The organism is Methanoregula sp. (assembly GCF_023227875.1).
Taxonomy (GTDB): Archaea; Halobacteriota; Methanomicrobia; order Methanomicrobiales; family Methanospirillaceae; genus Methanoregula.
The window spans coordinates 222,428-237,509 of sequence record NZ_JALOCH010000002.1 but is presented as its reverse complement, the minus strand read 5'-3'; the positions used below and the strand labels follow the sequence as shown (position 1 = coordinate 237,509).

The following is a 15,082-nucleotide window of genomic DNA, read 5'->3' as shown; positions in this document are numbered from 1 at the left end:
GAACGGTTCATCAGAACCGTGAGGATGAGAAGAACGCGCCAGCGTTCTTCGAGTTTCGAGTGGTCCGAACCCATGTAAGTTCTTCGAGTTCCGACAGATTTAAAGAACGTCAAAGATCGCCCTTACAACCGGAACTCTTGGGGCCGTTCAGGGCAGGTCCCGCACTGTGTGGCGACGACGACGCTCTCTTCTTCGAAGAAGAGCCCGAGCCCGTCGCGGGCACTGACCCACGCCTTCTCCGGTGTATTGTTGACCTCGCTTAAGTGGGCGAGGATAATACGGGGCACGTCCTTCCCGAACCCCCGGAGACATTCGGCCGCGGCCTGGTTTGAGAGGTGGCCCCGCTTTGACCGGATCCGCCGTTTCAGGGACTCGGGGTACGGGCCGTTTGCGAGCATCTCCGGGCAGTGGTTGCTCTCGAGGACGATCCCGTCGCAGGGCCGGAGGAGTCCGAGCATCGGGGCTGTCATGATGCCGGTGTCCGTGCAGTAACCGATCCGGGTATCCCCATCGCTGATCACAAACCCGCAGGGTTCTGCTGCATCGTGGGATGTCCCGAACGGCTTGATGAGGAAGTTGCCAACTGAAAACTGCTCGTGATACGAGCAGGTATGGTGGCGGAGCGGTTTTTGCGATGTCCGGCGATGCTCCAGGAAATCCCGGAGCGTTCCTTCCGTTGCGTATACCGGTATGTCGAGTTTCCGGGCGGTTACGTCCAGCCCCCGGACATGGTCGCCGTGTTCGTGCGTTACCAGCACAGCATCGATCGTGTCCGGGTCCACCCCGGTCGCGGCCATGCGGCGCAGCATCTCTTTCGTGCTCAGCCCGGCATCGATGAGGATGCTCCCGGCGCTCCCTTCAATGACAGCACAATTGCCTTTGCTCCCGCTGGCAAGGACGATACAGCGCATGGTCTCATTATTCGCTGTCCTCGTATTAGAGCCTATAACACGTTCCTGCCAGCGACCAGAGTTATGGGTGAGGAAAAAGGTATGATCTGATAAAAAACGGGCTTCCCTGCTGCTGTCCGCGAAAAAAATTATTTTTTGGGTTTGAGCCCCTCATATTCAGCAAGGACCGGGGCAATGGTCTTGGTGGATATGGAGCGGCGCACGAGATTCGTAAGCTTGCGGCTGTAATGGATGTGTGCCAGCTGGAAGCTGACGATAAGCCCGAAACAGAAGCAGGTGATGCTGATTAAGGTGTAACTAACAATGTCTACCATGTAAGTACCCCCGTTCATGACTCCCTGGCGAGCTCGTCCACCATGGGGACGACAGAGTCTGTATCTGAACATTCCTTGGCAATGACCATGAACCGCTTCGTGTAATACATTATCAGGAGCTGGTACCCGAGGATCATCCCGATGGTGAAGGTGATGATCCCGATACCGGCATAGATCAGGATATCGGTAATTAAATCAGCCATATAACGAACCTTAAAGACTGTTACTGTCAGCAAACAGATAAATTTATTGAATGAGGGTCCGTTTTCATCCACAAGACACAGATTGTCTGAATGAGGAGGGACAGCGTCTGGTAATGGTCCCGCAAACCAGCATTTCCAAAAATACCGCCAGACCCGTAAATTACCGTGTATGGCCCTGTACTTCTTTTATTTCTCCTTCCACAGCGGTTTCCATGGTTTCAGGCGATAGCGGCTGTTCAGGCTTGTCCGTTGTGCGGAAGGAAAACCACAGGCTTCGAGCACTTCCTTCCCCTTAACAAAACTTCCCGTATCAGCGTCTGCAGCCAGCGCTGAGAGGGTGATAATGGAGTGAGGCAGGTGAATGTCGAATATATTATCTGTCTCGATGTACCGGACATTGTTCCGCACATAGTAACTGCTGTTGTTCTGTACGTAAAGCCGACAGCTGGAACGGGTTACATGAATTCCCATTGCCGCAAGGTATGCCGGAATACGGTTTACCGGTATCGTCAAGGACAATGCAATGCAGAGGTCAATGATGATGGAGCCGATCCGGGTATCGGGATAGAACGGTTCATCTGCGTAACAGATTTTTTTACAGGTACGACACTGAAACCGTCTGACCCTGACAAACAGCGTCTTTTGGCCGTCGTCGCCCAACATGTGTGCGAACTGCCTCTTTTTTGTATCATATCCGGTAAGGGGGCCGCCACATGCCGGGCATGCCGCGTGATCCGTGAAGGTGAGCCCGTCACAGGCAGAGATCGCGGTCTGGACAATGTCCTTAAAAAGCGGGGGGATTCGGGGTGGTTTCATGACGTATGCGCTCCCCGCGATCCAGCAGTTTCCGGATAAATGCCGGCCAATTGACTTTGTGCAATAATTGGTGGAACCATTTTACCCTGCCCGGCCTGACTTTCTATTGAACCCACCAATATTAACCATTTTTCACATTTTTTTCAATACGCTTAAATATCCTCAAATTCGGACTTTCTTTTATTCAGAGGTGTGTGTATACATGGAATTCAAGTATGTACCGACTACGTGTCCGTATTGTGGCACGGGGTGTGGATTCAACCTTGTTGTAAAAGACAAGAAAGTTGTTGGCGTTGCGCCGTGGCAGCGCAACCCGGTGAATGAAGGAAAGCTCTGCCCCAAGGGCAACTATGCCTGGGAATTCGTGAACAACCCCGAACGTTTGACCAAGCCTCTCATCAGGAAGGATGGGAAGTTTGTTGAAGCAAGCTGGGACGAGGCATACAAACTCATCGTCTCCAAGTTCAAGTCCTACAAAGGAGAGGAGATGGCCTGTCTTTCATCGGCCCGTGTCTCCAATGAAGAGAACTACCTGATGCAGAAGTTTGCCAGGGCCGTCTTAAAAACCCCCAACATCGACCACTGCGCCCGGCTCTGCCATGCATCCACGGTCGTCGGGCTCGCCGGCGCGTTTGGATCCGGTGCAATGACGCAGTCAATTGCAGACATTGCCGAATCAAAGTGCCTCCTTGTCATCGGCACCAACACGTTCGAGCAGCACCCGCTGATCGGGCGCCGCATTATGCAGGCAAAGGCGAATGGCGCAAAGATCATCTATGCCGACCCACGGCTCACGCCGACCGGGAAGATCGCCGACCTGCACCTGCAGTTCTACTCCGGAACCGATGTGGCATTACTGAACTGCATGATGCAGCAGATCCTCAAGAACGGCTGGGAGAACAAGGACTTCATCAAGAACCGGACAAAGGACTTCGAGAAGGTCAAAGAGGTCGTGATGAAGGAGGCCTACTCCCCCGAGAACGTCTCGAAGATCACCGGTGTTCCCGCAGCTGACATCATCACTGCGGCAGAGTGGTTTGGCAAGTCCGGCCAGTCCGCGATCCTCTACTCGATGGGTATTACCCAGCACACGACCGGTGTCGACAACGTCAAGTCGGTTGCAAACATCCAGATGCTGACCGGCAACCTCGGAAGACCCGGCACGGGTATCTGCGCACTGCGTGGGCAGAACAACGTGCAGGGCGCCTGCGACATGGGAGCCCTTGCAAATGTGTACTCCGGGTACCAGTCGGTGCTGGTCCCCGAGATGCGCAAGAAGATGATGGATGCATGGGGCGTAACCGATCTCGCCGAGGGCAAAGTCGGTCTCACGGTCACCACGCTCATCAATACGCTTGCCGATGAGCCCGGCAAGGTCAAGTGCGTCTATATCATGGGTGAGAACCCGATGCTCTCCGACCCGGACCTCCACCACGTGGAGAAGGGACTCCGGAATGCCGAGTTCATTGTCGTGCAGGACATATTCCTGACCGAGACTGCACAGCTTGCTCATGTTGTCCTTCCGGCAACCTGCTATGCCGAAAAGGACGGCACCCAGACCTCAACCGAACGCCGTGTCCAGAAGTGGAGAAAGGCGCAGGACCCGCCGGGCGAGGCCAAAGTGGACTGGCAGATCATCAGTGATATCGCCAGGTACATGGGATTCGAGAAGCAGTTCCCGTACAAGAGCGCAGAAGAGATTTTCACGGAAATCACCAAGGTCACTCCCTCCTATGCCGGCATGGACTATGCCCGGCTCGAGAAGCCCGAAGCACTCCACTGGCCCTGCCCGACAAAGGAGCACCCGGGTACCCCTATCCTCCACAAGGAAAAGTTCTCCCACCCGGACGGTCTTGGCATCTTTACCCCGATCGAGTGGAAACCCCCGGCAGAAGTACCGGACGCGGAGTACCCGCTCCTCCTGACCACCGGCCGTTGCATCTGGCAGTGGCACACCGGCAGCATGACCCGCCGCTCCCCCGACCTGGAGCGTGAGGAGCCAACGGGCTGGATCGAGGTCAATCCCGAGGACGCAAAGGCGCTGGGCATCAAGGACAAGGAGATGGTCAGGGCGATCTCCCGCAGGGGAGAGATTACCATCGGCGCCCGCGTGATCAAGACCATCAAGAAGGGTGTCGTCTTCATCCCGTTCCACTATATCGAATGTGCAGCAAACCTGCTCACCCACAATGCACTCGATCCTGTCGCAAAGATCCCCGAGTTCAAGGCCTGTTCCTGTAAAATAGAGAAGATCAAGGAGGCCTGAATATGGCAAAGAAAGGCGATATGCTCTACGCATGGACCAACGACGCAGAGATCAAGAAGAAGGCTGAACTCGGAGGAGCAGTTACCGCACTCTGGAAATTTGCACTCGAGTCCAAGGCTGTCGATGCAGTCCTCGTGGTTACCAAGGGTACGGACCTCTACGATGCACAGCCGATCCTGATATCCGATCCTAACGATCTTGCAAAGACCGCCGGCTCTCTTCACTGCGGTACCCTGCTCCTGCCCAAACTCCTCAAAAAATACATGGATGGCGCCGCGGACATGAAGATCGGTGTCACTGTCAAGGGCTGCGATGCCATGGCGTTTTACGAACTGGCCAAGCGCAAGCAGATCAACCTCGACAATGTCATCCTGATCGGTGTCAACTGCGGAGGATCGGTCAGCCCGGTCCTCGCCCGCAAGATGATCGCCGATAAGTACGGTGTTGATCCAAATGTGGTCACGAAGGAAGAGATCGACAAGGGCCAGTTCATCATCGAGTACGAGGGGGGTCACAAGGGTATCTCCGTGGACGAACTCGAAGAGGCCGGCTACGGACGCCGCAGCAACTGCCGCCGCTGCAAGATGAAGATCCCCCGCCAGGCAGACCTTGCCTGCGGGAACTGGGGTGTTATCGGCGAGAAGGCCGGCAAAGCAACCTTTGTCGAGATCTGTTCCGAGAAGGGTGCAAAACTCCTCGAAGGTGCCGTCAAGAAAGGGCTTCTGGTAACTGAGGCAGCCAACCCCAAGGGTCTCGAGATCCGCGGAAAGGTCGAGGGCGCAATGATGAAGCTTGGCGACAAGTGGCGCAAGCACGACTTCGAAGGTCTTGGCGAAGGAAAAGACCGGTTAAAGAAGATTATGCAGGAAACCTCCCGCTGCATCAAATGTTATTCCTGTATCGAGGCCTGCCCGATCTGCTACTGCGTGGACTGCACGACCAAGAACCCGGCCTATGTCAAGCCCGGGGAACTCCCGCCGAACTTCATGTTCCACCTGATCCGCTTCGCCCATATTGCTGACTCCTGTGTGAACTGTGGCCAGTGCCAGGAACTCTGCCCTGCGGAGATCCCCAACGCGCTCTTCATGCACGCCCAGCAGGTCGAACTCGAGAAGATGTTCGGCCATGTCCCGGGTATCAACATGGAACTTCCGCTCATGGCGTATGTCGAGGAGAAGGAGGAGCGTGCACGGCTCCATAACACCGGCAGCGACATGATCTACCAGAACGTGTTCAACCCGGTAGCGAAAAAGTGAACACCTTCCCGGGAACGTAGAGGAAAGGATACGGGATCCTTAGACCGAGGCTGGGGAAACCAGCCAACACTAATTATTTTTCAGACACTGGTGGGGCAGGACAAGAGTTCTCTCTAATAACGAGTTGTATTTGGATAAGGCCGATACACACAATTCACCACCCGGCTTTACCATGCCTTCCCTGTCACACCTCAATGCCCTGTGAAAGTCGTGTTCATGTATTCTGTCCTGTATCAGTTATTCCTGAACACCGGGATTGACGCCGAAAAAAAGGTATCAGGCTCGCAGGGAGCGTTGCGACCCTCCTCGTTTTTGGAAAATATCAGGGATCGGTGGTATCGAACCGTTCGAGATAACAATATTCATACGCCTGTTTCTCGCCGGGCTTGAGAGCGAGAAGGGCGCTGTCGGCATGGTCCTGGCAGACATAGGAAACACAGAACCCCAGTGACTGGAGGCCGATTGCATCCTTCTCACATCGTTCGCACTTTGGTCTTTCCGCCATCGTTATTCTCTCTTGGAGTTTTACAGATACATCTTTTTGGTCTTGTGAGCCTGGCCGGGGAAACCAGGGATGGGACACAGGTCCTGAATAAAACCTGCGTGGGAAATGGATCCGCAGTCCATTGCAGGGAAGCGATCCGGTGTCAGGAGTACCGTTCGAGATAACAGACGCCGTACACCTTTTTTTCACCGGGTTTGAGTGCAAGGAGGAGACTGTCTGCATGGTCTGAACAGACATATTCGAAACCGCCCTCCATTGACTGGAACCCGATCGCCTCCTTCCCACAGCGTTCACACGTTGGTCTTTCCGCCATGATATTTTCTCTGACACTTTTCCTAGATACATCTTTTCAATTTCCCGCCGGGAATCTCCCGGATGAACTTCGGATTCCGGGTAAAAGCCAACTGGCTTGATCAAAAAAGATACGGGAAGATCCTGTGATGCGATCTGCCTGTGTGTATGTGCGTAAAAAAAAGTGATTCAGATCTTCTTGTACAGGTTTGCGTACACGGTCTCGCCCTTCCGCTTGGGGTGGCGCTCGCCCATGTCGCCGATGAAATGCGAGAACATTGCCCTGGTACCCTCGACTTCAAGTGCGACTTCGCCTACAGGCTTGAAGCCGGGCATCATCGTGTCGATGGAGCCGAAGATGATGACCTCGCCCTTGACCATCTGGCCCCCGAGCTTGCTCTTTGCATTGCCCTTGACAAGGAGCTTCCCGCCTTCTGCATGGGTCATTGCATGGACATCGACATTGCCGTTGACAACGATCTCGCCACCGGTCATATACATGCCGATATCGGACCCGGCATTGCCCCTGACCAGGATCTTGCCGCCGGACATGCCTCTCCAGTCGCCGCGGTAGGCAGCACCGAGATAGTTGCCGGCATTGCCCTCGATGGTGAGTTCGCCGCCTTTCATGGCGAGCCCGGCAAATGCCGCGACATCGCCCTTCGCGAGGATTTTGCCTCCCGTCATCCAGGCCCCGACATAGAGGTCGGTGCTGCCTTCGATGACCAGTTCCCCGGCGCTCATCTTGAAGCCGAGATACTTGACCTTCTTTACATCGCCTTTGACTACGATCTTCGTGTCCGCTGCGGTTGCTCCGGCAGTGCCGCTGATCTCGAAGTACTTGCCCAGGGTTGTGGGAACATTGCCCTCGAACGCGGGGAGTTCTGCGATCTGGGCCGCGTTCTTGCCGGCAAATGCATCGGGAGAGATGGTGTCTGCCTCAAGATACAGTGCAGGCGCGTTCTTCATGGTAATGGTAACGGTTTCCATCTTTTTCCACCTCAGTTGGTTGCATCCACCTCAAGGGCGAACGGGTTCGGGACAAAGTGGTGCCCGAGTGCTTCGTAGTTGTTCTGCGTCATGCTGTAATACTTGACAAACTTCTCAGCAATGTCGCGTGCGACCTGCGGGTTCTCCTTGGTCTTGACATTGACCCAGAGGGTACGCTTGTGGCCGTTGCTGATGATGTCGCCATTGCTGACAACCTGCACGCCGCTCTTGAAGACCGCTGCGCAGCGGCTGAATGCCTTCTCGATGTCTTCCGGATCTGCAACCGGCTTGTCGGGGTTGAAGTTGTAGACTGCAACATCCGCGTCCATGCCAGGCGCGAGGCCACCACAGACTGCGGAAAGACCAAGGGACTTTGCCGGGCCGGCACGGGTCATCTGGGCAAGCTCGTAGAGCGAGAGTTCCCGGTCGAGAGTGCCGATGGCCGTCTGGGAAAGGACCTTGTCCTTGTGCTTGAAGGCGTTGATCTGGGTCTCCCGGGCCTTCCTGCTCATGAGCCACTTGATGACACGGGGGTACCGGGTGAACGGACCTGCGTTCGGGTGGTCGGTGGTGATGTAGCAGCGCATCGGGTCCTTCATCATTAAGGGGATCTCAAGGCCGATTGCCCACTGGATCGCACAGACCGAGATGTTCGGGCTGTAGATGTAGGGCACGACACCGGCTGCGGTCTCGAGTTCCACATCGACATTCGCCCACTTTAAGTGGTTGAGGCCGGTGAGGTGGTGCTCGAACGGGCCGTCAGCAGTCATCGTAGTGGTCTCGTCAAGGGTGACGTTACCGGTGTCGATGGTGATGTTCTTGTTCTTGTTGACGTAGTCCGTGACTTCCTTTGCCTTGGACTCGAAGTCTCCCCAAGTGGTGCCTCCGTAGGAGTGGAACTGGGTGTGGGTGAGGTGCAGGACCTGCTCCCGGCCGAACTTGTTCTTTGCCTTGAAACCTTCTGCGAGCCTGAGCGTGTCGAGTGTGGTCTCGTAACATCCCGGGTTCCCGAGGTTGTTCGGGTGGATATGCATCGAGTGCGGGAGGCCGAGGTACTCGTTTGCCTCGATGAGTCCCTTGACGATCTCTGCTGGGGTGATGTCGAAGTACGGGACCGGGTCGTTGATGGAGAGGCAGTTCAGTCCCCAGCCCCATGCCTCGGTGCCGCCGGGGTTGACGACCTTGACTGCGTAACCCTTGGTGACGCGGAGCATCCAGGCAATGTAGGCTGCGGTGTTCTCGATCTCGTGGTTCTTGAGGTACTCAAGTACGAACCAGTTGTTCCCGAAGACCGGGAATGCGCCCTCATCGATGATGGGGGTGTCGCGGATCTCCTCGTGCACGTGGCGGGAGAAGAGCGGGGGCATTGCGGCTTCCATCGCGGTAGTGTAGCCCATCTTCGCGTATTCGTAGCCGGTCTTGAACGTGGTCGGGATCGAAGCCCCGCCGCCCATCCGCTCCATACCCTTCGTGGGCGTGCAGCTGAAGAGCTTGTCCTCGGGCCGGTAGATACGGCCGAGGTTGACCTTGGGCCCTGCAATGTGGGCGTGGATCTCCACGGCGCCTGCCATGACGGTCTTGTCCTTTGCGTCAATGACCTTGGCACCGGATCCGACCTTGTCAACGATCTTCCCGTCCTTGATTGCGATATCTTTCTTGTCGCCCTTGATGCCCTGGACCGGGTCAAAGACGTGGCCGTTCTTAATGAGATATTCTGACATGATTACGCTACCCCCTTCAGCTGTTTGAGGCGGTCACGGACTTTTGTGAGGAACTCCTCATCGGTGAGCATGCCCTCGGGCGGTTCGACGACCTTGCGGCAGTCGATCGGGACATTGTCCATACGATAGCAGTTGCCACCGGTCTCGACACCGTTGAAGGCGACCGGGACATGGAGCTTCGAGACTCCGGTGGTCGGGGTCAGGTGCGGGTCAACGCAGACGGAGGGGACTGCGGCAATGTGTTTCACGGCGCTGATCGGGAAGTGTGCTCCCGGGTCGCTGCCGATGGTGAACATCGCATCGATCTCACCGCGGGTGAGGAGGTCGATCGTGCTCGTGTCGCCCGGGTTGTAACGGGCAAAGCCGCGGGTGAGGTCGACCGAGAACGGGAACCCGAACTGCCAGGCAAAGACTTCCCCGGAGCCGGTGACATTATAGTGGCCCCGCATCGGCATGATCGAAAACTTGGTGTGTTCGTTGAGGTCCTTTGTGAGCGCAATTGCAGCGTCGATGTTGTGGTTCTTGGAGAGGGACTGGGTGACGCCCATGCCGAAGAAGATGATACCGAACCGGCCGCTCTTTAACATAGCGGCGGTCTCGCGGATCTTCTCGGCCGGGATACCCGCAACCGTGTCCGGGAGCCACTCATTCTTGAGGGCAACGCGGAGTGCATCGAGGAGTTCGTAGTCCCTGCCCTGCTCCACCTGGAGGTGGAGGTCGGCCATCTTGGCGGTGTCAGTGACACGGGGGTCAACGACCACGAGCTTCCGGCTCATCTGTCCCTTGCCGGTGAAGAAACCCCGGGGGAAGATCGAGTACCGGGACATGTGCCGGGGGTGGGCGTGGGCCGGGTTGCAGCCCCAGAAGATGATCCGGTCTGCACGGTTCTTGACTTCACCAAGGGTGCAGCTGGGAAGCCCGATATCCTGCACGGCAATCAGGGTAGTGCCGTGGCAGGTGGCGGCAGTGTTGTCACAGCAGGATTTTGAGATCTCGGCGATCTCGTTACCCACGCTCTGGGCCTCGCAGTTGGTGGAGGACCAGCCGAACATCAGGGGCTTCTTTGCCTTTGCCAGCATCTGGGCGGAGTACTCGACTGCCTCATCGTAGGAGACCTCTTTCCACGAGCCGTCTTCCTGGTGCATCCGTGGGCGGGTGACCCGGTCAGGCGCCTGCGAGTGCAGGAACTTCTCGGTCCCGATAACGCAGGAGTTGTAGACTTCCAGGAGCTTCTTACCATCATCCGATACAACGACCTCAAGGTCATCGCAGAGCGTTCCGCAGAACGGGCAGATCACATCGGTTATTGTCTTGGTCATTCTGTTTTCACCCCGCAGAGTTTCTGGACAAGTTCAATGCCCAGGAGGATCGGTTCGTTCATGGCAACTTCTACGGTAACCGGGACACCCTTGAAGGTCGGCATGCCGGTCGAGTAGGTGTTGGGGTTGATGATCGCGTTCGCCCACGGCCCCATCGGGATAAACCCGAGGCCCGGGTGGGGACCCTGGGTGGTCTGGACCGCTTTCACAATAACGCTGCCGTATTCGCTCGTGACCCGGACATTGGTGCTCTTCCATGCGCCGAGTTTCTTAAAATCGGACTCGTCCATCTCAATAATGCCGGCTGCGGTGCGGTACAGGGGCTTCTCCTTGCCGCCTTCGATTGCTACACCCTGCTGGATGGTGCGTCCCGAGATCAGGTTTAAGCTGATGTTCTTTGTCATGGTATTCCTCATAAAAAGGTGATCAGGTCCCGGGCTCCTGCCTCAGGCCTCTGTCAGGGCCACTGCTCCTTTGCCGGAGAGGCGGATCACATCATACGGGCAGGCATTGACACAAACGCCACAGCCTGCACAGAGTTCAGCCTTTACGTCGAGATGAATGGACTTCCCATTCCTGACGGCGTAGATCTTCTCTTTCGTTGCCGGGTCCACCGTATGCAGTTCAAGTGCATCGACCGGACATGCGATGACGCAGTTGCCACAACCGGTGCATCGCTCCATGTTTACATGTACTGAAAACGCCATGCGCATCACACACACATTGTCGTCGATAGATCCAATGTTGTGGAGCAAGTTAATTAAAGATATCTAAAATTACAAACGGTTAATCTCAAGATATTAACTCAACATCAAAAGTTAGAATAAAAGAATGTACTTTCCGGAAATTGCGGCCCGTTTTCTTGCGGATTACCGGGAATTCCCGCTGACATCCGGGCCCTGATTTCGCATTCACGTGCAAAATGCACGATTCTAATATATAATGGTTTACTTCCTGTCATGCCCGTCAGCGGCTTATCGTCGTGCTCACTACGTGCGCGGGAAAAATAGGGCTGATTTGTGTAATATGCATTATATAGTGACTTACCTGTACGGGCTCATGATGCACACATTCCCGCATATAGTATCAGATACGCACATCTCCGGGCAGGGAAAAAGGTGAAGATGAACCGGGGTCTGCCCGTTCACCGGACCTTTCGCAGGGACCCGGTCTCTGAAGTATCATATCCCCCGAGTTCCGAGAGGATCGACCTGAACTCATTGGAACGGATCGCTTTGATGAGCGCCCGGACCCGGGGGTCCTCCGCATGTTCCCTGCGGATAGCAAGCTCGTACCGCTCCTGAGCAACGGGCACGAATGGGAGATTGAGGGCTTTTGCCGCACTGTACACGCAGAGACCGGCCTCGGCCTCGCCGCTCTTCACGGCAAGGGCGACCGCGATATGGGTGGTCACTTCGCGTTCATAACCGGGAAGAGCCGATGGGTCGATTCCTGCTTGTTTCAGGCCATAATCGAGGAGCATCCGGGTGCCGGAGCCTTTCTGCCGGTTGATGAACGCGTGGCCCGGCAACCCGGCAAACGAGAGCCCGCTCTTCGATACCACCCCTTGCTGACGGCCGGCAACGCAGATGAGATCGACTGCGGTCCCCGGGAGATACTTCTGGAGATATCCGGTATTGTACGTCCCATCCGGTGAGAGGAGGTGGGTCGGTGCGGCATGGCACTCGTCCTTTTTCAGGGCAATGATCCCCCCCATGCTCCCGACATGGGTGGAGATGAGCGAGATACCCTCTGGCCGGAGGAGGTCGGCGAGGTAATCGAGCACCGGGTCATGACTGCCGGTGACAAGGAGTGCGGTCTCTGCTTCCTGGATCGGCACCATCAGCCGGGCATCGATCTCGTCCCCGGCATTGTACCCTTCCGATTCGCGGGGGACACGGATGTACGCGTTTGCCCGGACCGCACTCATCTGGACCCCGGCACCCTTGGACTGGGGGGAGACGGTCCAGCGTCCCCCTACCTTCCCCAGCGTGCAGAGCACGAACTCGTCCGAACCGATCTCTTTGGGAAGAGCGGAGGTGATGGTTGCCCGGATCACTTCGTGGTCGGGGACGGCGAGGCCATAATTCCGGAGGAACGGGAGGATGATCTCGCGGATGACGGTCAGGGCCGAAAGGGGATAGCCTGGCAGGCCGACGACCGGTTTTTTATCCACCTTCCCGATGATCGCCGGTTTGCCGGGCTTTGTCGCAATCCCGTGGACCAGCACCTCACCGAGTTCTGCGATCACGTCAGCGGAGAAGTCCTTCGTCCCTGCTGACGATCCTGCCGAGACGATCACGATATCGTTCTCTTTTACTGCCTTTTCGACCGCGTCGCGGATCTTCTCCGGCGTATCCTCGACAAAGGGATACCGGGTGCATCTCGCACCGACCGCATCGAGCATTGCCTTTGCCATCACCGTGTTGCTCTCGACCACCTGGCCCGGGGCGGGACGGGTACCGGCAGGAATGAGTTCGCTGCCCGTGGGAACGAGCCCCACCCTGACTGTGATTACATCGAGACCGGTAATACCGTAAGTGGCAAGGGCTCCCGTTTCGTGAGGGCGGATACGATGGCGGGAGGGCATCACCATCTCGGACTCGGCAAGGTCCTCTCCGGCAGGGCGGACGTGCTGCCAGGGAGCGGCCGATTTCCGGATAGTATAATTCCCGTCTGCTTCCCAGACGTCCTCGATCATAATAACCGCATCGTAGCCGGGGGGGACGACATTACCGGTGTTCACCCGAGCGACCGTCCGGAGCGTGACCGGGTGTTGCTCGGCAGCATCTTTCGTCTCTTCGCTCACCACCGCGATCCCGTCCATTGCTGCGAGGTGGATCTCCGGTACTGAATAGTTGCCAAAGAGCGGGGAAGCAGTGACCCGGCCGGAAGCCTCTTCGAGCGGGATGGTCTCGGTCGAGGGCGGGCAGGGAAACTCACGCGAGAGAAGCACGAGAACGTCGTCAAGAGGCATCACGTTCAGGTACCGCTTCACCACAGGATCACCTCGACGTCGCTCCCCTTCTCGAGCCCTTCAAACCCTGCCGGGATACGGATGATCCCCTGGCTTTTGACGAGCGTGTTGAGGAGCCCGGACTTCCCGAAGAGCGGGGTGGCGACCCCCTTCTCCACCTTTACGCGGACGTACTCTTCCCTCCCCCGCTGGGACGGGATATTCTCCGCAAGGATTGCCTTCATGGTCGGGAGCATGGGATGATCGAGCCCGAGCATCTTATCGAGAAGCGGGCGGACGATGGCAATGAGGACCACAAAGGCCGAGGCGGGATGGCCGGGCAGGCCGAAGACCGGCTTGTTGTTGATCTGCCCGATGATCGTGGGCTTGCCCGGTGCGATGGCGACCCCGTGGACCAGCACCGTACCTTTCCCGGCAATAACTCCCGCGGTCATATCCCGGTCGTCCTTGGAACTGCCTCCTGAAAGGAGGATGACATCGCATGCCGGGAGTGCCTTTGCAATCATGGTCTCGAAGGCCTCGCGTTCATCTTTTACGATCCCGCAGAGTCTCGGTTCGCACCCGTATTCCCTGAGCCACGATGCGAGCATCGGGGCGTTTGCGTCCCGGACCTGGCCCGGGCCGGGGACGATCGTTGCCGGCACCAGCTCGTTGCCGGTCGAGATGATCCCGATCACAGGCTTCTTTGCCACCATGACGGTTGCACACCCGCAGGCAGCGAGCACCCCGGCGTCCTGCGGGGAGAGTCGTCGGCCTGCGTGGAACACGACCTCGCCTGTTTTGAAATCATCATCCCGCAGCAGGATGTTCTCTCCATGGGCAACGGTCTTTTTTACCAGGATCGTGTCTCCGGCCTCTTCGGTGTATTCCACCATCACTGCTGCATCCGCTCCCTCCGGGAGCACACCCCCGGTCGGGATGTACGTGCATTCGGCAGTGCCGATGCGAAGGTTCGTATCGTGCGTTCCCATTGCCACGCGTCCGATACACTGGAGGAGGGAGGGGGCAGAATTGCCCGCCCCCGTCGTATCCGCTGATCGGACTGCATACCCGTCCACCACCGACCGGTCGAACCCGGGGATATCGACATCAGCCGCGATATCCCCCGCCAGCACGCGGCCGGCGGACTGCTCGACAGGCACGGTCTCGGTTTTTTGTGCCGGGGCGATCTTCTCCGCTGCCGCTACCGCATCCGCTACCGCGATGACAGAGAGGAACCTGCTCATTTGAAGCAGCCCAGCTGGCACTCCCGGATCTTGATCTTGTTCTTTGTGCAGTATTCGCCGACCACACTCCGGGAGACCTTTGCCTTCTCTGCTATGCTGAATGCCTGGGGACAGGTAATTTTTTCAGTAATTCCCGCTTCCTGCAATGCCTTTTTGATCTTCGCGTCACTCATGGTTGTTCATGTTGGGTGTACTTCTTTATTGGGTTTACTTCTTGTGATCAGGTAAATGCCTGGTGGCATGGCAGACCTCTACGGGACCGGTGAATGGAAATATAACCCGGGACT

At 56.9% G+C, this 15,082-nt stretch carries 16 protein-coding genes; 2 read left to right on the top strand and 14 right to left on the bottom strand.

The genetic code is table 11. The features are described 5' to 3' along the window. Window positions 1-122: 122 nt before the first annotated feature. The 4 genes from M0R30_RS03540 to M0R30_RS03525 form a co-directional block, all read right to left on the bottom strand. Window positions 123-911: an MBL fold metallo-hydrolase gene (locus M0R30_RS03540; protein ID WP_292543399.1), complete on the bottom strand. Its 789-nt coding sequence runs from the start codon at window positions 909-911 to the stop codon at window positions 123-125. A 128-nt stretch (window positions 912-1,039) separates the two neighbouring features. Beyond that, window positions 1,040-1,225 carry a hypothetical protein gene (locus tag M0R30_RS03535; RefSeq protein WP_292543397.1) on the bottom strand — a complete coding sequence of 62 codons (186 nt, stop codon included), beginning with the start codon at window positions 1,223-1,225 and terminating at the stop codon, window positions 1,040-1,042. 14 nt (window positions 1,226-1,239) lie between these two features. Continuing rightward, window positions 1,240-1,428: a hypothetical protein gene (locus M0R30_RS03530; protein ID WP_292543395.1), complete on the bottom strand. Its 189-nt coding sequence runs from the start codon at window positions 1,426-1,428 to the stop codon at window positions 1,240-1,242. Between the two features lie 186 nt (window positions 1,429-1,614). Further along, window positions 1,615-2,244 (bottom strand): hypothetical protein, encoded by a 630-nt coding sequence (locus M0R30_RS03525; protein ID WP_292543393.1) that lies wholly within the window; start codon window positions 2,242-2,244, stop codon window positions 1,615-1,617. Window positions 2,245-2,446: 202 nt separating this feature from the next. Between M0R30_RS03525 and fdhF the strand changes: the two genes are divergently transcribed. Both fdhF and M0R30_RS03515 read left to right on the top strand, forming a co-directional pair. Next, window positions 2,447-4,510 (top strand): formate dehydrogenase subunit alpha, encoded by a 2,064-nt coding sequence (gene fdhF, locus M0R30_RS03520; RefSeq protein WP_292543391.1) that lies wholly within the window; start codon window positions 2,447-2,449, stop codon window positions 4,508-4,510. A 2-nt stretch (window positions 4,511-4,512) separates the two neighbouring features. Further along, on the top strand, window positions 4,513-5,766 hold the full coding sequence (locus M0R30_RS03515) for a Coenzyme F420 hydrogenase/dehydrogenase, beta subunit C-terminal domain (protein ID WP_292543390.1): 1,254 nt from the start codon (window positions 4,513-4,515) through the stop codon (window positions 5,764-5,766). A 322-nt stretch (window positions 5,767-6,088) separates the two neighbouring features. Here the strand turns inward: M0R30_RS03515 and M0R30_RS03510 are convergent, their stop codons facing one another. From M0R30_RS03510 to M0R30_RS03465, 10 genes are all read right to left on the bottom strand, one after another. Further along, a complete protein-coding gene (locus M0R30_RS03510; RefSeq protein ID WP_292543387.1) occupies window positions 6,089-6,271 on the bottom strand; it encodes a hypothetical protein in 183 nt (60 codons plus the stop codon). A gap of 142 nt (window positions 6,272-6,413) precedes the next feature. Continuing rightward, on the bottom strand, window positions 6,414-6,584 hold the full coding sequence (locus tag M0R30_RS03505) for a hypothetical protein (RefSeq protein ID WP_292543384.1): 171 nt from the start codon (window positions 6,582-6,584) through the stop codon (window positions 6,414-6,416). Between the two features lie 167 nt (window positions 6,585-6,751). Further along, window positions 6,752-7,552, bottom strand: coding sequence for a formylmethanofuran dehydrogenase subunit C (locus M0R30_RS03500; protein ID WP_292543383.1), 801 nt, complete (start codon window positions 7,550-7,552; stop codon window positions 6,752-6,754). 11 nt (window positions 7,553-7,563) lie between these two features. Further along, window positions 7,564-9,273, bottom strand: coding sequence for a formylmethanofuran dehydrogenase subunit A (locus M0R30_RS03495; protein ID WP_292543379.1), 1,710 nt, complete (start codon window positions 9,271-9,273; stop codon window positions 7,564-7,566). 2 nt (window positions 9,274-9,275) lie between these two features. Next, window positions 9,276-10,592, bottom strand: a complete 1,317-nt coding sequence (locus M0R30_RS03490; RefSeq protein ID WP_292543376.1) for a formylmethanofuran dehydrogenase subunit B — start codon at window positions 10,590-10,592, stop codon at window positions 9,276-9,278. Further along, window positions 10,589-10,996 (bottom strand): molybdopterin dinucleotide binding domain-containing protein, encoded by a 408-nt coding sequence (locus M0R30_RS03485; protein ID WP_292543374.1) that lies wholly within the window; start codon window positions 10,994-10,996, stop codon window positions 10,589-10,591. The genes M0R30_RS03490 and M0R30_RS03485 overlap by 4 nt, the downstream gene beginning before the upstream one ends. A gap of 42 nt (window positions 10,997-11,038) precedes the next feature. Continuing rightward, window positions 11,039-11,299, bottom strand: coding sequence for a 4Fe-4S binding protein (locus tag M0R30_RS03480; protein WP_292543372.1), 261 nt, complete (start codon window positions 11,297-11,299; stop codon window positions 11,039-11,041). Window positions 11,300-11,736: 437 nt separating this feature from the next. Further along, entirely contained in the window at window positions 11,737-13,593 is a 1,857-nt protein-coding gene (locus M0R30_RS03475) for a molybdopterin biosynthesis protein (RefSeq protein WP_292543369.1), read from the bottom strand. Continuing rightward, complete coding sequence (gene glp, locus M0R30_RS03470) at window positions 13,587-14,795, bottom strand: gephyrin-like molybdotransferase Glp (protein ID WP_292543367.1); 1,209 nt, start codon at window positions 14,793-14,795, stop codon at window positions 13,587-13,589. The genes M0R30_RS03475 and glp overlap by 7 nt, the downstream gene beginning before the upstream one ends. After that, window positions 14,792-14,968 carry a hypothetical protein gene (locus M0R30_RS03465; protein ID WP_292543364.1) on the bottom strand — a complete coding sequence of 59 codons (177 nt, stop codon included), beginning with the start codon at window positions 14,966-14,968 and terminating at the stop codon, window positions 14,792-14,794. Before M0R30_RS03465 ends, glp begins: the two co-directional genes overlap by 4 nt. Window positions 14,969-15,082 lie beyond the last annotated feature (114 nt).

What these genes read in the sequence shown, in the direction of transcription:
- M0R30_RS03495 (WP_292543379.1), bottom strand. Translation starts at nt 9,273, where the DNA reads ATGTCAGAATATCTCATTAAGAACGGCCACGTCTTTGACCCGGTCCAG.
- M0R30_RS03505 (WP_292543384.1), bottom strand. Translation starts at nt 6,584, where the DNA reads ATGGCGGAAAGACCAACGTGTGAACGCTGTGGGAAGGAGGCGATCGGG.
- M0R30_RS03490 (WP_292543376.1), bottom strand. Translation starts at nt 10,592, where the DNA reads ATGACCAAGACAATAACCGATGTGATCTGCCCGTTCTGCGGAACGCTC.
- M0R30_RS03515 (WP_292543390.1), top strand. Translation starts at nt 4,513, where the DNA reads ATGGCAAAGAAAGGCGATATGCTCTACGCATGGACCAACGACGCAGAG.
- M0R30_RS03540 (WP_292543399.1), bottom strand. Translation starts at nt 911, where the DNA reads ATGCGCTGTATCGTCCTTGCCAGCGGGAGCAAAGGCAATTGTGCTGTC.
- M0R30_RS03535 (WP_292543397.1), bottom strand. Translation starts at nt 1,225, where the DNA reads ATGGTAGACATTGTTAGTTACACCTTAATCAGCATCACCTGCTTCTGT.
- M0R30_RS03500 (WP_292543383.1), bottom strand. Translation starts at nt 7,552, where the DNA reads ATGGAAACCGTTACCATTACCATGAAGAACGCGCCTGCACTGTATCTT.
- M0R30_RS03525 (WP_292543393.1), bottom strand. Translation starts at nt 2,244, where the DNA reads ATGAAACCACCCCGAATCCCCCCGCTTTTTAAGGACATTGTCCAGACC.
- M0R30_RS03480 (WP_292543372.1), bottom strand. Translation starts at nt 11,299, where the DNA reads ATGGCGTTTTCAGTACATGTAAACATGGAGCGATGCACCGGTTGTGGC.
- fdhF (WP_292543391.1), top strand. Translation starts at nt 2,447, where the DNA reads ATGGAATTCAAGTATGTACCGACTACGTGTCCGTATTGTGGCACGGGG.
- M0R30_RS03485 (WP_292543374.1), bottom strand. Translation starts at nt 10,996, where the DNA reads ATGACAAAGAACATCAGCTTAAACCTGATCTCGGGACGCACCATCCAG.
- glp (WP_292543367.1), bottom strand. Translation starts at nt 14,795, where the DNA reads ATGAGCAGGTTCCTCTCTGTCATCGCGGTAGCGGATGCGGTAGCGGCA.
- M0R30_RS03465 (WP_292543364.1), bottom strand. Translation starts at nt 14,968, where the DNA reads ATGAGTGACGCGAAGATCAAAAAGGCATTGCAGGAAGCGGGAATTACT.
- M0R30_RS03530 (WP_292543395.1), bottom strand. Translation starts at nt 1,428, where the DNA reads ATGGCTGATTTAATTACCGATATCCTGATCTATGCCGGTATCGGGATC.
- M0R30_RS03510 (WP_292543387.1), bottom strand. Translation starts at nt 6,271, where the DNA reads ATGGCGGAAAGACCAAAGTGCGAACGATGTGAGAAGGATGCAATCGGC.